Annotated in this window: 15 protein-coding genes; 6 read left to right on the top strand and 9 right to left on the bottom strand. The window is 43.7% G+C overall.

Annotation, left to right across the window (positions count from 1 at the left end):
• Positions 1 to 29: 29 nt before the first annotated feature.
• Positions 30 to 1,115, top strand: coding sequence for a M23 family metallopeptidase (locus M8998_RS04075; protein WP_249990844.1), 1,086 nt, complete (start codon positions 30 to 32; stop codon positions 1,113 to 1,115).
• Positions 1,116 to 1,246: 131 nt separating this feature from the next.
• On the opposite strand, the gene M8998_RS04080 is transcribed toward M8998_RS04075, so the two are convergent.
• Complete coding sequence (locus tag M8998_RS04080) at positions 1,247 to 1,531, bottom strand: hypothetical protein (RefSeq protein ID WP_249990846.1); 285 nt, start codon at positions 1,529 to 1,531, stop codon at positions 1,247 to 1,249.
• 735 nt (positions 1,532 to 2,266) lie between these two features.
• On the opposite strand from M8998_RS04080, the gene M8998_RS04085 reads away from it, so the two are divergent.
• Complete coding sequence (locus M8998_RS04085) at positions 2,267 to 2,845, top strand: DUF4142 domain-containing protein (protein WP_249990848.1); 579 nt, start codon at positions 2,267 to 2,269, stop codon at positions 2,843 to 2,845.
• Between the two features lie 280 nt (positions 2,846 to 3,125).
• Here M8998_RS04085 and M8998_RS04090 read toward each other — a convergent pair whose 3' ends face one another.
• Positions 3,126 to 5,660, bottom strand: a complete 2,535-nt coding sequence (locus M8998_RS04090) for an ATP-binding protein (protein ID WP_249990850.1) — start codon at positions 5,658 to 5,660, stop codon at positions 3,126 to 3,128.
• A gap of 374 nt (positions 5,661 to 6,034) precedes the next feature.
• On the opposite strand from M8998_RS04090, the gene M8998_RS04095 reads away from it, so the two are divergent.
• Positions 6,035 to 6,235 (top strand): hypothetical protein, encoded by a 201-nt coding sequence (locus M8998_RS04095; RefSeq protein WP_249990852.1) that lies wholly within the window; start codon positions 6,035 to 6,037, stop codon positions 6,233 to 6,235.
• A gap of 32 nt (positions 6,236 to 6,267) precedes the next feature.
• Complete coding sequence (locus tag M8998_RS04100) at positions 6,268 to 7,944, top strand: hypothetical protein (RefSeq protein WP_249990854.1); 1,677 nt, start codon at positions 6,268 to 6,270, stop codon at positions 7,942 to 7,944.
• 86 nt (positions 7,945 to 8,030) lie between these two features.
• Here the strand turns inward: M8998_RS04100 and M8998_RS04105 are convergent, their stop codons facing one another.
• Genes M8998_RS04105 through M8998_RS04120 form a run of 4 tightly spaced genes read right to left on the bottom strand, consistent with a single transcriptional unit; the run spans position 8,031 to position 14,631 of the window.
• Entirely contained in the window at positions 8,031 to 9,098 is a 1,068-nt protein-coding gene (locus M8998_RS04105) for a glycoside hydrolase family 43 protein (protein ID WP_249990856.1), read from the bottom strand.
• A 7-nt stretch (positions 9,099 to 9,105) separates the two neighbouring features.
• The gene (locus M8998_RS04110) at positions 9,106 to 9,870 is read right to left on the bottom strand and encodes a carbohydrate-binding protein (protein ID WP_249990857.1); all 765 of its coding nucleotides are present in this window, start codon (positions 9,868 to 9,870) and stop codon (positions 9,106 to 9,108) included.
• Between the two features lie 8 nt (positions 9,871 to 9,878).
• Positions 9,879 to 11,420 (bottom strand): RagB/SusD family nutrient uptake outer membrane protein, encoded by a 1,542-nt coding sequence (locus M8998_RS04115; protein ID WP_249990858.1) that lies wholly within the window; start codon positions 11,418 to 11,420, stop codon positions 9,879 to 9,881.
• A gap of 28 nt (positions 11,421 to 11,448) precedes the next feature.
• Positions 11,449 to 14,631, bottom strand: coding sequence for a SusC/RagA family TonB-linked outer membrane protein (locus M8998_RS04120; protein WP_249990859.1), 3,183 nt, complete (start codon positions 14,629 to 14,631; stop codon positions 11,449 to 11,451).
• Positions 14,632 to 14,927: 296 nt separating this feature from the next.
• Between M8998_RS04120 and gloA2 the strand changes: the two genes are divergently transcribed.
• Positions 14,928 to 15,314: an SMU1112c/YaeR family gloxylase I-like metalloprotein gene (gloA2, locus tag M8998_RS04125; RefSeq protein WP_249990860.1), complete on the top strand. Its 387-nt coding sequence runs from the start codon at positions 14,928 to 14,930 to the stop codon at positions 15,312 to 15,314.
• Positions 15,315 to 15,382: 68 nt separating this feature from the next.
• On the opposite strand, the gene M8998_RS04130 is transcribed toward gloA2, so the two are convergent.
• Positions 15,383 to 16,024 (bottom strand): hypothetical protein, encoded by a 642-nt coding sequence (locus M8998_RS04130; protein WP_249990861.1) that lies wholly within the window; start codon positions 16,022 to 16,024, stop codon positions 15,383 to 15,385.
• Between the two features lie 111 nt (positions 16,025 to 16,135).
• Between M8998_RS04130 and ligD the strand changes: the two genes are divergently transcribed.
• A complete protein-coding gene (gene ligD / locus M8998_RS04135) occupies positions 16,136 to 18,607 on the top strand; it encodes a DNA ligase D (protein ID WP_249990862.1) in 2,472 nt (823 codons plus the stop codon).
• Here ligD and ku read toward each other — a convergent pair.
• Both ku and M8998_RS04145 read right to left on the bottom strand, forming a co-directional pair.
• Positions 18,604 to 19,362, bottom strand: coding sequence for a non-homologous end joining protein Ku (gene ku, locus M8998_RS04140; protein WP_249990863.1), 759 nt, complete (start codon positions 19,360 to 19,362; stop codon positions 18,604 to 18,606). The genes ligD and ku overlap by 4 nt on opposite strands.
• 238 nt (positions 19,363 to 19,600) lie before the next feature.
• Positions 19,601 to 20,977 (bottom strand): hypothetical protein, encoded by a 1,377-nt coding sequence (locus tag M8998_RS04145; RefSeq protein ID WP_249990864.1) that lies wholly within the window; start codon positions 20,975 to 20,977, stop codon positions 19,601 to 19,603.
• Position 20,978 lies beyond the last annotated feature (1 nt).

Raw genomic sequence — 20,978 nt, forward strand, 5'->3', positions numbered from 1 at the left:
GTAGTATATCGTTTGTTTGTAAGCTTTATATGAGGTATTTCTCCGTTTTTATCTTACTTATCTTCTTACTTCAAGCATGTCAGCAGATACGTCCTTTGTTGCATCGCACTGAACGTGGCAAATACGAAAGCAGCTTCCGTAAGGATGATAGTATCTTCAACCTGTGGAAGACTTCGCACAAACGCGCAATGGCTGCTCCGTTAAAGGTGGAACTCCCCTATCATGCTACGCTACAAATTGGCAATGCGAATGCTTCTGCAATAGTCTACACGGTACCGGTAAAACAGGGGCAACGATTGGTCGCAGAATTGAGGACGCCTTCCGACAGCACTCGCTTTCTGCTGGAGTTCTTCCGGCCCGATGCCTCAAACTCCGACAAACTGCTTGCTGAGCTTGGTATTGGCTCCAACATGGTTAGTTGGTCTGCCAATCAAGATGACAGTGTGCGGGTCAGTCTGCAACCTTTGCTCCATGATTCGTCGGTGTACAACTTGAAGCTCTATACACAACCTGCTTATCATTTCCCAGTAAGTAACAAGGGCAACCGAGCTATCCAGAGTTTTTGGGGAGCGGATCGTGATGGCGGGGCACGCCGGCACGAAGGTATAGACATTTTTGCGACGCGTGGCACACCCGTGCTGGCCGTAGCCGACGGTCGGGTTGGCTTTGCGGGAGAAAGGGGACGCCTTGGCGGGAAACAGGTTTGGTTGCAAGAGAACGAACTCGGCTTTCGCGTCTACTACGCTCACTTGGATAGTGTAGCCGTCTCAAGCGGCGAAGCTGTAAACCTTGGCGACACCCTGGGATTCGTTGGCAACACAGGAAATGCTAAAGGCGGACCACCCCATCTACATTTTGGCGTATATGGAAGTGGCGGTGCGGTCGATCCGTATAATTTTGTGAAAATTATACAAGTTCCTGCGGACCAGAAGTACGATATAATCCGGCAGCAAACGATAGTAAGTAAACGTACGCCGCTACGCACAGGCCCGGGCCCGTCGTACCCCATCCGCTTGCAACTGGACAACGGAGAGTCTCTTAAAGTTTTAGCCAGAACAGGTAATTGGTGGCATGTGCTGGCCAGAGATACTATACCTGGGTTTGTAATCAGATAATAGATTACCCGAGATTCTTCGAGCGTTCTCATCAGAAAAGCTACTATTGATAATTTAGTAAGCCAAAAGTATGTGAAATAAATTGTGGCCTACTAAGAAAGGATATAGGTAGCTCTCTCCTATTGTCGCTATTAAATCGCTGAGCGCACGTTGAGCTCTTTAGGAATTCTTTGTGCTAAGAGTGTTGCTAGCGCCTTATTGGCAATTCGTGCGATGGCAGGCTCTGGCCATACCTCATCTTTCAATTCCTGACTACAATAAGCCACCAGTTCGGAAACCCGTAAGAAAGAGTCTGTGTCATTCTCGCCAATCAAACTGAAAAATATCTTTCGAAGCATCTCTCTATGCTTGTCTTCCAACTTACGCGCAACCGCGTGAGTACCGAGGTAATCCTTAATTAATTGTGCCGTTAACATGAGATCTTTCAGTTACTTTTAAAATTTGACAAAATTACAATAAAATAATTTAAATGTTTAAACACTTATTTATCACCCACTAAATTCAAATAAGGTCTTTCGTACCAGGATGTTGAAGCATGATGTACTAGTTCAATTACGTTTTCAGGCAAAGCGGCGGTGGTAATCGGGCACCGTTTTAGATATTTGCAATTCCGATAAGCCTATGTATTACTAGTTCCAGCTTTCTTTGTCCAACTGCTTTATGCTAGCCACACGTAAGCTGCGAAGAATAAGTTATTCCTTTAGGCCCCAAACTTAGTACTTTATCCCCATCCAGCGTAGAGCTTATGATGAATGTCCCGTTTTTGTCCCTATCTGCACTTAGCCAATCCTATACTTGTAGTCATAGTCTTTTAGATACTATACAAGTCGGAATGCTTACGTGTATGGCGCCTATCGAACCATCTCAGCAATAGCCTCAAAAACATATTTATCAGTTTTTTATATACCATGCTTTTATGTTAAAGTTGGCTAAAACAGATCGTATCTAACCATACTACAGGACAACCTTGACTTTTTTGAGTATGTCGTATCCTATTAAAGATAACATGCCAAGCACTATAACACTACAAAGACCTATCTAATTGAAAAACAAAATGCTACATGAAAGGTTATACAACACAGGAGCTGTTTATATGGCTTAATATATCGCCAAGCTCCTAACATACTATTGATAAACAAATACGAAAAGACATGAAAAACTTAATTTATCCGCTAGCATTCAGCGCCGCCTTATTTTTTCAGGCTTGTAATAACAATGCGAACAAAACAACCGATCATGCAGACTCAACTAACCTGATTACAGGCGACGCTATGCCATCGCCCGGTAGCATGCAGGGAACTACTGCCGATACCACCTTCACCAACAAAGCTGCAATTGGTGGCATGGCAGAAGTAGAACTGAGCAAGCTTGCCACGGAAAAAAGCAGCAATGCAAAAATTAAAGACTTTGCATCGCAAATGGTGAAAGATCATACCAAAGTAAATGACGAGTTGAAGGCCATCGCAGAAAACAAGAATATCATGTTACCAACTTCTTTGGATGCGGAACATGCTAAGGTGAAAAAAGATCTTGAAGGAAAACAAGGCGCTGAGTTTGATAAAGCCTATGTAAAAGCTATGGTAGATGGTCACAAGAAAACACATTCCCTGATGGAAGACGGTGCGAAAAACAATCTGGATGCTGAATTAAAAGCTTTTGCAGCAAAAACAGAACCTGTTGTTAAACATCATTTAGAGATGGTACAGCAGTTGGAATCCGACATGAAATAGTCCTTAGATAGGTAGCTAACAACCAACTGCATAACAAAGCCCCGCTGTAGCGGGGCTTTGTTGCTTTATGGAATGTGGATCGACATATATTTTCCATGCATGACTTTTTAACAGCGCGCGTTGCGACAAAAGATTTTGAAGAGCCGCTGTCTCTTTTTATGATGGAATTGAGCAATTACAATGTCCGCAGCAGCATATCGATATTCTTCCCAGCTGTCATCTTTTGACATATTCAGAAGATAAATATTGCCTGCCTGCGCTAATCCCGATTGTATTTTTACTACATTTCTTCTTGCTGTACTTCGATGGGTAGCTCAAACCAGAATGTACTGCCTTTGCCATGTGAACTTTCTACACCGATACGTCCATCGTGGCCGTCAATGATCTCTTTACATAAGTACAGACCTATGCCGAAGCCGGATATATTTTCTGTACTGGAGCCAAGTACCCGGTAAAAACGTTCGAAGATGCGCGTCTGATCTTCCAGAGTAATCCCCATACCTTCATCCGTTACACTAATACGCACCAGATCACCTCTTCTGTTACCAGAAACGGAGACCGTACTGCCATTAGGTGAGTATTTTACCGCATTATTAATAAAATTGACGAGTACCTGCTCTATCTTATCCCGATCTGCTGTGACGAGTATTTGCTCTACCGGGTGGAAAGTGATTCGATGGCTATGGTTGCTCACAAGTGATTCCTCCTTAGCCATCTTCAATACACTAGCGAGATCAAACATTGTTTTGTTGAGGTAAATTTTCCCCTCGCCTGCTCTAGCTACATCCAGAAAGCCGGTAATCAATGTAGTCATACGATCCACCTGCCGACCCGCTTTTGCCGCAATACCAGCAGTTAATTGATCGGCACTCTTTTTCAATTTCCATTCCAGAATTTGTACATACCCTTTTAAGGCAGTCAGTGGAGAGCGCATCTCGTGACTAACGATGCTGATAAAATCTTCCTTAAGCTGATCACTGGCCTTACGTTCTGTTATGTCTACCATAGTGCCATAGAAATGCTTCTCCCCTCCTATGGCTGAGTCCGACGACCTTCCGACGGAGCGTACCCAACGGACGGATTGATCTGTATTTCGGACAATTCGATATTCCTCGTCAAAAAAGGTGTTGTTGGCTATTGCTAAATTCATGGCATCCCGGATTCTATCCTCTTCGGCAGCCATCATCCCGAAACCATCTTGCGCCGTTACAATCATATCTTCTGGAAAACCAAAAAGTTCTCTACAATAACTATTGACCTCGATGATACCCGTTTTGAGGTTTAAATTATAGGTACCCATCCGCGCTGCCTCTATACTGAGTCGAAGGCTTTCCTCTTTCTCCAGCAATTGCTTATTGAGATCCATCAAACTTTCTTCCGCAAGGCGCAGGTGTTCATTAGTCATGATCAACTCCTCATTCAGCGCAATATATTCTTCATTTACTGCACCTAGTTCAACGTTTGCATCCTGCAATCGGCTTTGACTTTTTTCTAACAATTTACGTGCTTTCACCGTTTCAGTGATGTCTGTTACTGTAGCGACAATAGCTTCAGGCTCTCCAGCCGAATTGCGTAAAGGTTTATAGGTAAAATCAATATAGATCCTGTTAACTCTACCATCTGTCTCCGCGATATCTGCTGTAAGTTCAGGGATTGCCAAAGTTTCGCCGGTATCGAGCACATTACGTAACATATCGGGATACGGCTGCTCGATTACCTCTGGAAATACTTCGGTAAGCCTTTTCCCAATCACCTGTTCGGCGGTTCGCGTCCAGATCCTTAGCATGGGTTCGTTGGCTATCTCAATCACTAAATCATGGCCACGAATAATACACATACCCATAGCAGCATTCATCACCATTTCCTTCATCTGATGGGCGCCTTCTTCAATAGCCAGCCGCGCATTTACCTGATCGGTTACCTCCACTGCCATATCAATAACGCCCGTTACCTCGCCATTTTCGAGCAATGGCGCAAAGGTAAAGTTGAAATAACCCGTTTCCAATCTACCCTGACGATTAAGAACAACAGGCGTATCGTATCGAAAGATCGTCTTTCCTGTTTCGAAAACACTTCTCAGTAAATCATAGGCAGGCTGGTTTTTCAATTCGGGCATAGCATCCAGTAAGGGCTTGCCTTGAATGTCGGGCTGCTGATTAAGCAACGTAAGCATCGAAGGGTTAATGGCATCAATGATCATGTGCATACCCCGGAAGACGACTATGGCTGCAGGCGACTGTTCAATGATCAAACGAAGATTGTTTTCGACCTCCCTGCTTTTCAAGCTAACCTGCATGTTCTCCTGGTTCGCCGTTTCCAAAGCCAATAACTTTTTGCGGAGTAGTAATTTATTAACTACCTGTTTAGAAAGTGTTTTAAGCGCCTGTTGCTGCGTTTCGGTTAGTTTTCTGGGCTGGCGGTCAATGACGCAAAGCGATCCTAATGCAAACCCTTCATCATCGACCAAAGGCATTCCAGCATAAAATGAAATATGAGGATCTCCTGTAACAAATAAATTATTCCTGAATCGAGGATCTGCCTTTACATCTTCTACCTGCATCAATTCATGAGGGTTAAGTATGGCATGAGCACAAAATGAATGAGATCTCTCGGTCTCCGATATATCTACTCCTTTATGTGATTTAAACCATTGCCGATCTTTATCTACCAAGCTAATAAGAGCTATTGGCGTTCCGCAAATTGCAGCCGCCAGATCCGTCAGTTCTTCATAATCCTCTTCAATAGCCGTATCTAAGATTTGATAGGATTTAAGCGCAACCAAACGTTGCTGCTCATTTGTGGTATTTTTATGCATAAAAACACTTCCCTCAATTAGCGAAAAAAGCTGAACGAATTTACACATTCTATTCATTAGATGAAATAGATCGAAAAGATAAAAAATCGTTTCAAACGGCAGAATAAATTACGTTATTTTCAATAAAAAAGGAAAAATATTATTGACTTACACATAAAAGTCGTTTTGACAATTACATTAAGGATACCACACGGCCCTAACAAACTGATTACCTGAAGTAAAAAATAGAAATTCTATCCGTGCGAAACCCCTCTGTAGTGATAGTGCTACAAATTAAAATAATTGGTTCACATATCACTATTTCCCTATTCACATTGCCGTGAAAAGTAATAATTTCGCTGACATAGAATATAACTACCTTATAACAAAATGAAATGAATACCGCTATTAAACAAGTGAACAAGCCTAAACGGGTTTACGCTTCTCCACATCTGCAATTTCAATTTATCCACAACGAACACAGTATTGCTGCGGGATCGGCAAACGTAACTGTCGGGAATCAAAATAATCAGTATACTCCCGATGTTGACGAGTGGAATGAAGCAGGAACAAGAACATCTGACTTTGATATTTAATCAATTATTAATTACTATTAGCCACCGTTCTTATGGATAAGAAACTCCTATCATTTTGTTTTATTAGCCTTCTAATCTTCCAATCGTGCTCGAAATCGGAGAATACTGTTGAGTCGCAGAATGGCGATGCTACGATCAATTTGCAAATTGCAGGAATTGAAGAGGAAGAGGTCTTTGAAATCTCCTCGTCTGCGGTTGAGCAAGCTATATTACATAGAGCTGCCTTTTCAGGTAGCTCACGCGGTCTTAATTTATCAACTCCACAAAAACACCTTGAAATAATATCTTTAGATGAATTTGATGTAATGAACGATGTGCAACAGCCCATAGCGTTGGACTCTACACTACATGTTACAGAAAGTCGGCGCGCGAGCAACAGCCGAGCCGCAATCCCATTGCAAAGTCAAACGCAATATCGCATACTCATGTACGAAACCACTTCTGGTGTGCTAGGAGCAAATCAAGTTGCCACAGCCGGTACACGAGTGGATTTTCAAGTAGATGCCGGCAAAAGCTATAATTGGTATGCTGTATCTATCAACACTACTTCGGTACCAGACATCAATTCATCGGGAATAATACCCTCTTCTAATTTAGCGAATCAGGATGTACTTTATGCATCGGGACAAATTACGCCAGCGTTTGGTAATAATTCATTAACCATAACATTTCGACGTCTTACAGCTAGAATAGAGGTTGATCTCAACACACGCGGAATATTTGGACGGATCCAAAATACCACGAGTTTGGATGTTGGTGCTTTGGTGAACAACACCTTCACCAAAATCAATAGAATTGGTGATCTCAATATCAGAACGGCAGCCTTTTCAAACATCGTTGATGCGCCTGCGATAACTGCCAATAATATGACGGTCGTGGACCCTAATTTTGGTGATGCGGTGAAGAAGGCTGTGTTCCATACCGTTAGCACCACTCCAGTTACTAATGGTACACTTCGGGTAAGACTAAATGCATTAAATATTACTTTAGATAACAACAGCACAAGATCTTTCACTGCGAATACATTAGTACCTCAAAACGGAGCATTAACGCCAGTCATCGGAAGTAGGTATGTCGTAATCACGCGATTAATAGAATCTACTGTACTGATCAATAATGTAAGATGGGCGCGAACAAATATGTTATATGATGCCAGTACCGGACAAAATGATCGATATCGTTTCCGACCAAACAACAATTATGCGATTGGAACACTGGCAACGGAATTTTGGAATAAATCGGCTACAACGCCTACAGGTGCATACTCGAGCACAGTAGACCCTTGTACGTTGGTCTATCCTAACAACGTATGGTTTACCCCTACCGAAGCAAACAGAAATGCTTTAGGTACACCAACCAGAACGGTTAGAAACGTAGTAGATGGCAATGCTAGATTTACGGCGCAATGGGATCAAGCGGCATCTGTAGCAGCTAATCCTGCCTATCCAGATAATTCTTTGATACTATTGTATCTAGGGTATTTTTCACAATCTGCTGGCACGCTGGTACAACAAGGACATTTGTTATCTCCAAGCAGTCCAGCATCAGGTGAATTTTGGTTAAGAGAAAATGCAGCCACGACGAGTTCTCGTGCACGGTCTGAACTTACACAAACTGGCACCACCAATCCGACCTATTCCTATGGCCCATTTGCCGGTGCTACGGATGGTAATAGACTGGATAGAAAACCATATAGATGCGTTAGGTAACCTTAGTTGAAAGCAGATAAAAAAAGGAACTACTCTTTGAGTAGTTCCTTTTTTTATCTGTTCCATGGCGCAATTTAGCTTGCGAATTACTCTCCAGCTGGAACCTCCAGCTGAGCACCGGCCGCTACTGGCTGACCGAAATTAGGGGTGCCATCTGAATTCCAGGTAAACTTCTGCATCCTGGTACTGCGTACGTTACCACAGCCATCATTATTTGGATGTGATTCGCTATTCGCATGGTAGATAATCCAATCTTCAGTTCCGTCTTTTGATTTGAAAAAACCATTATGCCCTGCTCCATATGCTGTCGGTGCTTTCGAAAATACCGGATTGGGGTGTTTGGACCAAGATGCCTTTTTCATGGGATCTGCCGCAGCAGTGAGCTTTAGCATGCCCAAACTATAATCGTCTGTACCGCAATAGCTCGCGCTATAAATTAAAAAGACCTCACCGGCTGGGTTTTTTAAAATTTCCGGGCCTTCATTTACACTAAATCCTCTTCTTTCCCAGTCTAACTCAGGCGCAGAGATCATCATGGTCTCTCCAACTAAGGTAAACGGATCCGACATTTTAGAAATGTAAATATTTTGCGTTAGGTTACCTTGTTGCGCACCGGGACGGCCAGACCAGATAAAAAATAGATCATCGCCCTGCTCAAAGATACTCCCATCAATAGCCCATTGGTCGGTAGGCTGCGTAATAAGCTGTCCTTTATCTACCCAACTATTGGTCGTGGGATCCTCATTGGCATTCTCTAAGACAAACATCCGGTGATTCACATCCTGCCCGTTACTGGCGGTGTAGTAGATGTACCATTTGCCACGCAAAAAAAAGAGTTCTGGCGCCCATACATCGCGGCTGTTGCTGCCGGTAGACGGTGCATTGAATACTACCTGACTTGTTGAACTTGCCAGTTCACTCATCTTAGCCGTTTTTCGAATTTCGATCCGGTTGCCCAAAGTTTGTAAAAAGTAATAAAAATCGCCGCGTTGTGCTACCCAAGGATCAGGTGCAGCAGTAAGCAAAGGATTTTGGAATTTGGCCGGCCCAGTTGCTTCGGGAGCTTTGGGCGTGGCCAAAAACGGTCCTGCACCACGTTTATCACAACTTAAGGAGATCACTAAAAAGACAATATAAAATAGGTTTTTCATCATAGTAAGTTTATAGTTTGGCATATTCCAAGTAATCAATCTCTCCATACATGGTTTGATGACGGATACTGATCTTACGGGTACCAACAGCAAGTGGAAACACCAAATCGTGAGTCTGCCACACATTCCAGCCACGGTTTGCAATCGTATAAATCTGGGTAGTTGATTCATCATCGTCAATAAAGACTTTATGGGAGGTCCCGTTGAAACCAGTACCAGCAGCGATCCGTATTTGATAGTCGCCAGCAGCTAGTACCTGAATGGTGACATCAATGCCACTGTCAGCATTATCAATAGCACCGACTTTAGCTTGATTAGAAGATGTTTCTCGCGTTTCGGGATCATTAGCAATACGTGCTACACCACGTAAGGTTGCATTCTCCGCCTCCATACGAATCGGTAACACTTTGACCCGCGCCGTAACGGTATTACTTTTAACCTGGTTGTCTGCTTCATCAATCAGCACAGCATAAAATGTTAGGCTTTGATCGGGAACACTTTCATTGACTTTATACTCCAGGTTGAAGGGAGCAATACGCTTCTCGCCGATCTTCTCCTCCCCTTTATAGAAATCTACCCGGCGAAGTTGCGCTCCGCCATAAGCACTTTGCCCAGCGGCTCGTAATACATAATTTCCGCTAGCAATTGCTACCGTATCTGCCGTCAGGAGGATAGTTGGAGCAAGAGTACTGGATGGAATGTCGACCGTTCGCTCGCAACTTCCTAGCATATAGGCAACGCTGCAAAATAGAATAGATATAATCGTTTTCATCATATATTCGGTTAATAACCTGGGTTTTGGGTCAGGTTTGGATTGTTATCAATGTCAGATTGAGGAATGGGGTACCACTCATGCTTGCCTTGTACAAAATTGGTAAATTCGGGATCACGCTGCCGCAAAACGGAGAGGTTATTGGCGAACTCGCCCCATCTTACCAGATCAAAATAGCGCCATCCTTCACCTGCTAATTCCAAGGTGCGCTCCTGCCGTATCTGCTCACGGAAGCTGGCCTGATCCAATGCCGGCCTGGCAATGCTGAGTGGACGCAAACCTACGCGTGTGCGCACCCGATCTACATGCGGATAGGCGCTCTGCGTTTGTCCTAATTCATTCAGACATTCCGCATACATCAACAAAATGTCGGCATAGCGAATCATGCGATAATTGTTAGGCGAACTAAAGCTTTCCCCGTTCTTCCAATGGTCGTTCAACAATTTGCGAAACCATACCCGTTGATCGTTTCCACCGTAGATGGCCTGCCAGGTTTGTCCATACACCATGGTAAATGCCGGTCCACGCTCGTCGGTCTGATCATACAGGAAACTTGCTGCCGCACGTGGGTCACGTCGATCGTCTGCTGTGCGCTCCTGCTCAAATAGCGTAACAATCCACCTTCTGGCGCCACCATCTGCATAGCCCGGGCCCGGATTAGGAGGGGCTAAAAACTTGGGCACTGAAGATCCTGTATTCAGGCTAATGCCTGGGTTGGTATCATCATCCCCGTTCTCTGCCGGATTTTCTTTGTACTGGATTTCGTAGAGAGATTCCCGATTGTTCTCCGCGGTTTTCTTAAAATTATCTGCATAATCATCCATCAATCCATAGATCGAGCTGCCCTCACCTGTTACCAGCCAATCCATAGCTAACTTGGCTTCGTTAAATTTTCCTTGTTGTAAATAGGTTTTGGCCAATAAGCCGTAAGCACTGCCGCGTGTCACACGCCCAAGCTCTTCACCAGTATACGATAAGGGAAGATCGGGGATGGCTTCCGTCAGGTCTTTTTCAATTTGTGCGAAGACTTGTTCCTGTGTGGCATTAGGCGGATAATCTGTTGGCGACAGCGGCGTCAACACCAAAGGCGGACGTCCCCAGAACACCGCCAGATTAAAATAATTCAGCGCACGGATAAACTTTGCTTCCCCAATGATGCGTTTCTTCAATGTTTCATCCATGGCAATCTCCGGCACATAGCTAATGACCTGATTAGCTCGGAAGTTCGCGTGAAATATGGCATTCCAAGTGCCGTTGCTCGTATTATTACTGGTAAAAGCAAACGACATATTATTGTTCAAACCGATATCTCCGCCAGATCCAAAGCCTTCGTCCGAACGCAATAAGTACAGGAAGAATATGCCTCGGTTGTAATAGGAATCGCTTCTATTCAATGAACTGTATACGGCGTTGATTCCCTTGACTGCATCTTCCTGACTTTTCCAAAAGGATACTGTGGTTAGCATATCCGGATTAGGCTCATCAAAATCTCGTTGACAGCTCAGACTAGTCAAGATCAGGGGAGTAAGTAGAAATAGTACTATTTTTTTCATGGTTAAATGTCTTTTTCCGATTCAATGATTAAAGTCCTAGTGATATGCCAAAAGAGATGATGCGGTTTGGCGGCCAGCCACCGACATCAACACCTGGCTCTAAATTGGCATTTGCGCCTACCACATCCGGATCAAGACCAGAGTAATTGGTAATGGTTAATAGGTTTTGTCCGCTTACATACACCTGCATAGCGGGTATGTGCAAGCGTTGCAAAAGCGATTGTGGCAGATTATAACCGATTTGCACATTACTTAACCGCAAGTAAGAGCCATTCTCCAGCCAGCGATCACTGTCGCCACGTACATTGGAAATAATACCTTGATCAACCGCTGGATCACCAGGCGTATTGCTGGTATAAGAAACGCCTAAACGAGGGAAATCGGTTGGGTTCTCCGCGGTCCACGGCACAATGCCACGGCGATAATTGGAATAGCCCATACCATCAAAATCGCGACGCAAGTCATTGTACAATTTGGTACCGTATACACCATACATCTGCAGGTTTAGCGTGAAATTTTTATAGTATGCATTCCACTGTATGCCTGAAGTAAACATGGGCCAAGGCGTACCGGCATAGGTACGATCATCTGGTGTAATGTCGTTATTCGTACCACGATCCAATAGGTTCACGTAGCGTACATCGCCAGGCTGCGCAATGCCAGCCTGTGCGCGATGCGCATTAATTTCTTCTTGATTCTGAAAAAGTCCGTCGGTAAGAAGCAGGTAATATTCTCCGATCGAACGCCCCACTTGCGTACGTGTATTGCCAGACTGTATGTAGTTGCGCGGCAATCCGGTAGTCGGATCGATTCCGAGGTTACCTAACTCCAGCACTTTATTACGGATGATGCTGAAGTTTCCAGAAATATCCCAGGTAAAACTCTTTTCAGGCTGGCGCATTGGGCGGTAGCTTAGCTCTAGTTCAAGACCTTTATTTTCTATGGAGCCAATATTGGTTAAAATTCCGCCTCCGCCAACTGTGCCCAGGTATCCTGGAAGTGGCAAATACAAGAGTACATCTTTGGTGACGGATCGAAATGCGTTGAAAGACACATTGAACTGCGGGTTGAAAAGCGCCGCATCAAAACCCACGTTTAGCGTGGCTTTTTGTTCCCAACGCAGATTCGGGTCTACCAGACTCACTTGCGTGGCACCTACTTGAGCGGTTTGTTCGCCAGAGCCAAAGATGGCGCGTGGCGCCTGATTAATTAGCCCCAAGTATTGGTAGTTTCCTAGGTTTGCCGCACCCAAAACGCCATACGATCCTCGTAACTTTAGCTCGGGTAACCAGCTGATGTCATAAAAATCTTCGTTGCTAAGGCGCCACGCCAATGCGCCGGATGGGAAGAAGCCAGTACGGTATGGCTTGGAAAAGCGAGAATCTTTGTCGGAGCGAAAGGTGAAGGTGGCCAGGTAACGATCATCATAGGTATAATTTAAACGACCCAACCAGGAGTCTATAAAATTCCGACCCCGGCTACCGGAAGAAATACTCTCCCCTGTAGCAGAATTGATGGTGGTAAAATACTGATCGGAAGCGGCCAATAGGTCGGTCTTACCGGCACCAATAGATTCCCGACCTATAGTTTGCTGTGTATAGCCCACTACCCCATTAATTTGATGTTTATCCAGGGTTTTATTAAAATTCAAGGTATGTTCGAAGAGATAACTCAAGAACTGCGAGCGATCTTCATCAATGCGGGTAGGCGGATCGATTTGATTCCAGTACCAGATACCCTTTCCACGGAGTGCTGTATTTTTGTCGAAACTGGTTTCCACACCGGCATTGACTCGGTACCGCAGCCAATCCAGGATATCTACTTCACCGTACAAATTACCTAATAGCTTGACATAATTATAAGATGAATTGGTGATATAAGCTTGCGCTACCTGATTGCGTGAATAAGTACGTGCATTGTTGGAACCGATACCCCAGCCTCCTGGATTGGCATCACTGATAAATGCAAAATCCTGAACAGGTATAATCGGGAGCATGCTAAAGGCATCATAAAATGGATTCCCACCGAATGCACCGCCAGAAAAGGGTGAGCGACCATAGGAAGTAGATACCATCAGGTTTTCACCAACGCGGACGCGTCCTTTCGAACCCTCGGTATTGATCCTTAGGGCTGCGCGGTCAAATTTACGTTCGATCATGGTACCCACGTCTTTGAAATACGATCCAGACATGAAATATTTGGACGTCGGTCCTCCGCCAGATAAGGATACACTGTAATCCTGGATGGCACCGGTACGAAATACTTCGTCGCCCCAATTGACATCCGTGCCATCGTAATTCGCTACAGACTGCTGTTGCGTGTAGCCCGCATTCTCGTAGGCCTGCCGATTCATGGCCACGTATTCCGGCCCGTTCATCATATCAAACGTATTTGGCAAGCTCGAGACACTGTAGCGCCCAGAGGCATTCACCACCATAGGACCTGATTTTCCCTGTTTAGTCGTGATGATGATTACACCATTGGCAGAGCGTGCACCATAGATTGCTGCCGCAGAAGCATCTTTAAGTACCTGCACACTTTCAATATCATTGGGGTTGACCGTTACATTCGGATCGGCTAGCATGCCGTCAATAACGTACAACGGACTGGCATTGCCATACAAGGTGCTTAATCCCCGAATGTTGACCACCGCCCCCTGACCGGGGCCACCTGAATTTCGGACGACCAATCCAGAAGCTTGCCCCTGCAATGCTTCTGGCAGGGAGCGCGCCACCTTGGCAGAGGTGTTTTGTGTTTCTACCACAGACGCTGCTCCGGTTAAGTCCTTTCTTCGGATGGATTGATAACCAATAACCACGACCTCATCGATGTCGCTATCATTGGTTTGTAAGGTGATGTTTACCGTCGCCCTACGCGACAGGGCGATTTCTTGCGATTGATAGCCTACAAAGGAAAAGATCAGCGTAGCGGTATCGCTGCTCACTTGGAGTTGGTAACTGCCATTTGCTTGTGTAATCGTTTCATTATTAGCATTCTTTTCCCGAACAGATACGCCTTGGATAGGTTGTCCGTTAGCATCTTGCACGCTTCCTTTCACAGAAAAAGCAGCCTGTACGATGTGATAGTGCTCTATTTTACTGCTGAGCGTGCGGCGGTAAGGAACGGTTAATGAGGTAGCATTTGCCTGCATCGACCCTAACGGAATTACCGCGGTCGACAACAAGCCCAGCAGGGCTGCAATTTGTCTCATATACAAATGTGATTTTAGGTTTATAAACAGCAAGATAAGCAAGGATCAAGCTGTTTAGTTTGTCATATCTGATCAAAATATATCCAAATTAGGTCAATCTGATGACCACGACTTTAATCCCCATAGGCTAAAATTTTTCGACTTCGCCAGCTGTGATTTTGGAAAACTAATCTTTGTCATCAAATAGTATCTGATCTTTTGAAATTCCAATTCGGTGTGGTATCTTTCCTGTATTTGAATGCCTAATTTTATATTCTGCAACCTGTATTAGAACTCAAATCCCTTATCTAAAAGACATGAAAATTACCGGCTTACATCATATTGCAATTATCTGTTCGGACTACGAAAAATCAAAAGCGTTTTATACAGAGATATTGGGGTTTGATATTATTCAAGAGGTGTATCGTGAAGAACGACACTCTTATAAATTGGACTTAGCGATTAATAATCATTATGTAATTGAGCTTTTTTCCTTCCCCAACCCACCGGCAAGACCTAGCAGACCGGAAGCTAGTGGTTTACGGCATATTGCTTTTGCGGTAAAAAATGTGGACGAATCGGTCGATTATTTAAATGCAAGAAATGTGGAGACTGAGCCCATCCGAATTGATGAGTATACCGGTAGAAAATTCACCTTTTTTAGCGATCCGGATAATTTGCCGGTAGAAATTTATGAGGTATAAAGTAGATATTATGCATCAAAGCCAGATACCCAGCACGGAAAGTCCCTTGGACGAACCGATCTGAATAGCTAGTCTTTCATAGGGTGGCAAACTGGAACACGTAAAATATCAACTCCGCCACTGTAGATATTAAAGACGCTACGTGTTTCCCAGACAATGACCCTGCATCCATTGTTTGTTGTAACACCTTCGTGGCCCGAACGAGCCAAATCCAAGTGCGTATTGATAATAGAACCTTCGGTAATATTTCCTTCTTGTTTTAGATATTTTATTTTTACATCTAAAACCATTTTGTTGGTCAAGAGTATGCCATCCCAGGATATTTCCTGCTTGTCTGTCTGCATCAGTCCAGACATGCCCCCATTTTCCTGAATCACTAAATTACCAGTATCAAAAGAAGCAGACCATGCTTTGCCCGATTGCTTACCGGGTATCCCAAAACTAAAACCATCACCAGTGGATAATCTGCAGATTAAAGCTACCATCACGCTATCCCCCGATACATTCGTGATATTGAAGCTACCCTCTCCCTCTACCGAGGGGAAAGTTTCATACCCATGGAGATGTAACGTTGACTTAGCTGTACCTAGGTATGCTTCGGTCGATACCCGCGACGCAAAATCCTCTGGATCTGCATCACGTTCAGCACTCTTACTGCATGAAAACAACACTGATGCTACAAGAATTAATAAAGCTCCACTCCTAAACATACGCTAGTTTTTGTATACGTAAATATAAAAGGTAAGTAGGGGTTTTTAAATCCCCGAAAACCAGTATATTTTCGATCGCAAACCAATACGGACAGCAAATGTTTTTAATACATGACTGCGCTGAAGGAATACAACGATAAACGGAATTTTGAATCCACGAAAGAGCCAACTGGCACTAGTGGCAAGAAGGGTACTAAAAAATTACGTTTTGTAGTGCAGCGACACCATGCTTCACGTTTGCATTACGATTTCCGGCTGGAAATGGATGGTGTATTAAAAAGTTGGGCTATTCCCAAAGGTCCGTCGTTAAACCCCGATGATAAGCGCTTAGCAGTCATGGTAGAAGATCATCCTTTGAGCTACCGCACATTTGAAGGAGAAATACCAAAAGGCAACTATGGATTTGGTACTGTTCGTATTTTCGACAAAGGTTATTACACCCCATTGGATAAATCCCTTGGCGAGAAAGAGTTGTTACAGCAGCTGGAAAGCGGGAGCTTAAAGATCGTACTGCACGGCAAAAAGCTCAAAGGCGAATTTGCTTTGGTCCGTATGAAACATGCCAAGGACGAAAATGCCTGGCTACTCATAAAACATGCGGATAAGTACGCGATCAAGGATAGCTATGATGCCGAAGATGAGGTCAATGCCAGCGAAAAAGCAGCAGGAACACTATTCCGAAAACAAGCATCTCGAAAGGCACCGAGTAAAAAAGAACAGACTGTTGACGTTTTAGAATCGGACTCTTACATGCCTATGTTAGCGACGTTAGCTTCTAGCGTGACGGATAGTGACGATTGGATCTTCGAGCAAAAGCTCGACGGTTTCCGCAGCATAGCACATGTATCTCATAAAGCGGTGCTACTTCGCTCCCGTAATGACAAGGATTTCAACCAACAGTTTCCCTCCATCGTCAAAGATCTTCAAAAAACCGACAGAACAGTTATTCTCGATGGCGAAATTGTAGCAGAAGACGCTAAAGGAAAAACCCGCTTTCAATTACTACAAAACGGTGAACCACTGCCTGCACGCTATAAGTTATATTACTATGTTTTTGATATGCTGATGCTAGACGATAACGATCTACGTGATTTTCCATTGATAGAACGCAAAGATCTCTTGAAACGTTGGCTTCAACGATTAGATATGCCCAGTATAAGGCTGTTAGAAATCGTGGGTACATCAGAGAAGGATGCTTTGGAAGTAGCAAAGGAAAACGATTGGGAAGGTGTAATGGCCAAACAAACTGATAGCCGCTATGGATCGGGCAAACGAAGCGACTCTTGGCGCAAACTAAAGTTACAGCAATCGCAAGAAGCCATCATTGTTGGATTTACTGCTCCATCAGGCAGTAGAATTGGATTTGGAGCACTTGTTCTGGCGGTTCTGCAAGATCACAAATATCAATACATTGGCAATGTGGGCACTGGATTTAGTGACGAACAGCTGAAAAATCTGACTACTGAATTTAAGAAGATCATCGTAAAGAAAAAACCTTTTGACTCCTCCGTAAAAGTAGCGAATGAAAGGAAAGTGACCTGGATGAAGCCTAAGTTGATAGCGGAAATTAATTTTGCAGAATGGACGGCAGATGGACATCTGAGGCATCCTGTTTTTAAGGCCTTGCGCAGCGACAAGAAGTTACCCGAAATTAAACGCGTACATCCAATAATAGAAATAGCGAATGAACGTGAACTGATTTTTGGAAGAAAGAAACTTCAGCTCACCAATCAGAAAAAAATGTATTGGCCAGAAGAAGGAATCTCGAAGGGAGATTTGGTTCATTACTATGAACAAGTCGCTGCGCTAATGCTTCCTTTTCTAAAAGATAAGCCGATATCCTTAAACCGCTTTCCCAATGGCATTCACGAAGCCAGTTTTTTTCAGAAAGATCTAGATAGGAATACTGGACCGAATTGGCTAAAGACGGTGAGCTTAACATCAGAATCGACGGGAAAATCCGTCAATTACCTCATCTGTAATGACATACCCACTTTGCTTTGGATTGCCAACATGGGTTCTATTGAGATCAACCCCTGGCTAGAAAGCTACCGCAAGAAAACCAAACCTGTATTTGGCGTACTTGATTTGGATCCTAATGGTGCTGATTTTAAAGAAGTAGTTGCTGTAGCTAATACGGCGCACGAGATCTTGAACAACGCTGCCATCGAAAGTTTTATCAAAACTTCTGGTTCGACCGGTTTACATATTTATATACATATGGGTGAGCAATACTCATTTGATGTGGTTCGGGATTTTTTAGAAATGCTCGCCGAATTGATACATGAACAGCATCCGGATACCACTAGTCTGGAACGTGCACCCAATAAGCGAAAAAATAAGATATACTTGGATTACATGCAAAACAAACGTGCCCAGACAGTCGTAGCTCCATACTCTGTGCGGCCTAAGCCCAATGCCACCGTGTCCACACCATTAGATTGGTCTGAAGTAAACGACGAGCTCACGATCGGTCAATTCACGATAAAGACGGTATTGGATCGAATTGAGTCCAAGAAAGACCCCTGGGCTGATATTTTTGCGCAGAAGGCGAACTTGAAAAAGGCTATAAACTCCTTTTAACCGAGGCTAGCCTTCAATTTCGCTAAGAGTTCAGATGCTTTGGTATTCTCCTTATCTACCTTGATTTTTCTAATGCTCGCGCGCTTCCCTTGCGCCTTTTTCTTGATAATCTTAAGTAATTCTTTACTGTACTCATTGGTATAGCCTGATATATCAAAGTCCGAACTATTCTGTTTGATTAGTTTGGTAGCCATATCCATCTCCGCTTTGGCAATACGCGTTTTTGGAATTTTTAAATCATTTGTATCCCTGATTTCCTCTTCAAATCGGAGTTTGTTTAATACCAACATCCCATCATATGGCCGTACAATGGCCAGATTTTCGGTGGTACGCATCACGAAAGTGCTTAAACCCACATGCCCGGTTTTCTCAAGGGACTTATATAATAAAGAGTACGCTTTCTCTCCCCCTTTCTGTGGCTCTAGGTAATAGGGCGTATCAAAATAAATGGAGTCAATGTCCGCTTCTTTTACAAAGGTCTGTAAGTTGATCATCTTATTTTTCTCCGGAAGTGCGTCTTCGAAATCCGCTTCTTCCAGCACTATATACTTATCCTTCAGCAAATAGCCTTTAACGATATTGTCCCAGACCACTTCTTTCCCCGTCTTCTCATTTATTCGCTTATAGCGAATATTGGAAAGGTCTTTACGATCCAGCATATCCAGGTCTAATTGACTCTCCTGTATAGCACTAAATATTTTGATCGGAATATTGACCAGACCAAATCCAATCGCACCTGTCCAGATTGCACGCATAGTTGTAGAATGTTTCTTGAACAACGAAGAATTGGGAGAAAATGTTTGTCTACGCGTATGAAATGAGCCTACCAATCACGCATACGCTAAATACGCATCTATCTGATTCACTATTACAAATTGTGACTATTGGGATTAAGTCGGAATTATTCAGGATAATTATTTGGAAAGAAAATTTTGAATTTAGTAGCGGTTAAGTCATCGTGCCTATCCGGAACCATGACTTCCGATAACGACTTTACGGGCGATCAACTCCGTCCCATGCAGTAAGCATTTCCTGTAATATTCGATATTGATGCAAGTAGGCTCCGTCCAACTCCGGAAAACGGCCTCTAAATTGCATAAAAGCTACTTTTGCCTCTTCGCTATTCGAGATAGCTGCAACAAATAGCCGGTCTAACAACCCCATTTTGGCATCATTCAGGATATTGTCGGTAGACTCGTAGGCTTTCAACACAGCTTGTATTGTAGACTGATCATACAATTTCAGGTTTCGATTAATCGCCTTGTCGCGTTTCAGTACGCCATGATCATAAGAAATGTATTCTCTAGCCCATGTTATCACTGTTTCCTGCAAATTATCCCCAAGTGGTAAAGTATATAAGTCTTCGATCAGTAAGGTATCTCGCGAAAAGCTCAAGCGACAGCTTCGCATGGCATCCCAAAAATCTATAATATGATCACTATCGCATTCTGCCAACACAAATTCTGAAAGCTCGAGAAATGCACCATGATTCAATACAAACCCACAGGCAACTATTTTTTGACCATTCGAGAAGGTGAATACTTGGTTTGCTTTCGATGGCGCATATTTATTTTCCGGACAATGACAGTCTTCTTCATTTACGGCTGTTGGGTAAAGTGCCTTTTGCAATTGTTGAACACGAGCAGCACCTTCATTATCGCCCTTTTGCATCAATTGATCGGCAAAATGACGTAGACCATTTTCGCCGACATTAAAGCGTGAAGTATCGCCTTTCTCGCGTTCCTGTTCTATAAACGACATCGTTTGTTCGAGCGACTCAGCCGTCCTGTGATAGCTAGAAATAGGTATAAGATTAAATTCTCTTTCGACTACAAGTTGTTCTGCCAAACTTCTAACGCCATGTGCTGCCCGTTCCTCAGGCGAGATTTGCGTAGTGTCTATTTTGTAACGAACCATTCGATCTCCTTCCCTTCGGTATTGTGTACCGAAAATTTGCGGTTGCTCTTTACTCATGAGTTCGCGATCAATAGCGGCTGCAAGTAGCCACTTATTTATGGTAGAATCCAATTCCAACGCCTTTCTCATTAAATCGACCGCCTTACCATAATCTACCGAATCGAGGCCATGCTGGAAAATCATGGCCGCATGATGATAATCATTACCCGTGGTCAATAGACCAGAGTCAATCAATTCATAGGCTCGGATACGACGCAAACTATCCTGCTTAGCCAAAAGAGTCCAATCGGTATCGGGAGATAAGCGACTTGCCTGATCAGCCTGATACATCATTAGAATTTCTTCATTGTCGGCCGTTTGTGCATTAGCTGAAGTACTACACACAGCGATAAGTAGCAACAAGGTGCTGAAGTAGCGAGATAGGTGTTTTACAGGTTGGTTACTCATCATCATA

The organism is Sphingobacterium sp. lm-10 (assembly GCF_023554555.1).
In the GTDB taxonomy this organism is placed as follows: domain Bacteria; phylum Bacteroidota; class Bacteroidia; order Sphingobacteriales; family Sphingobacteriaceae; genus Sphingobacterium.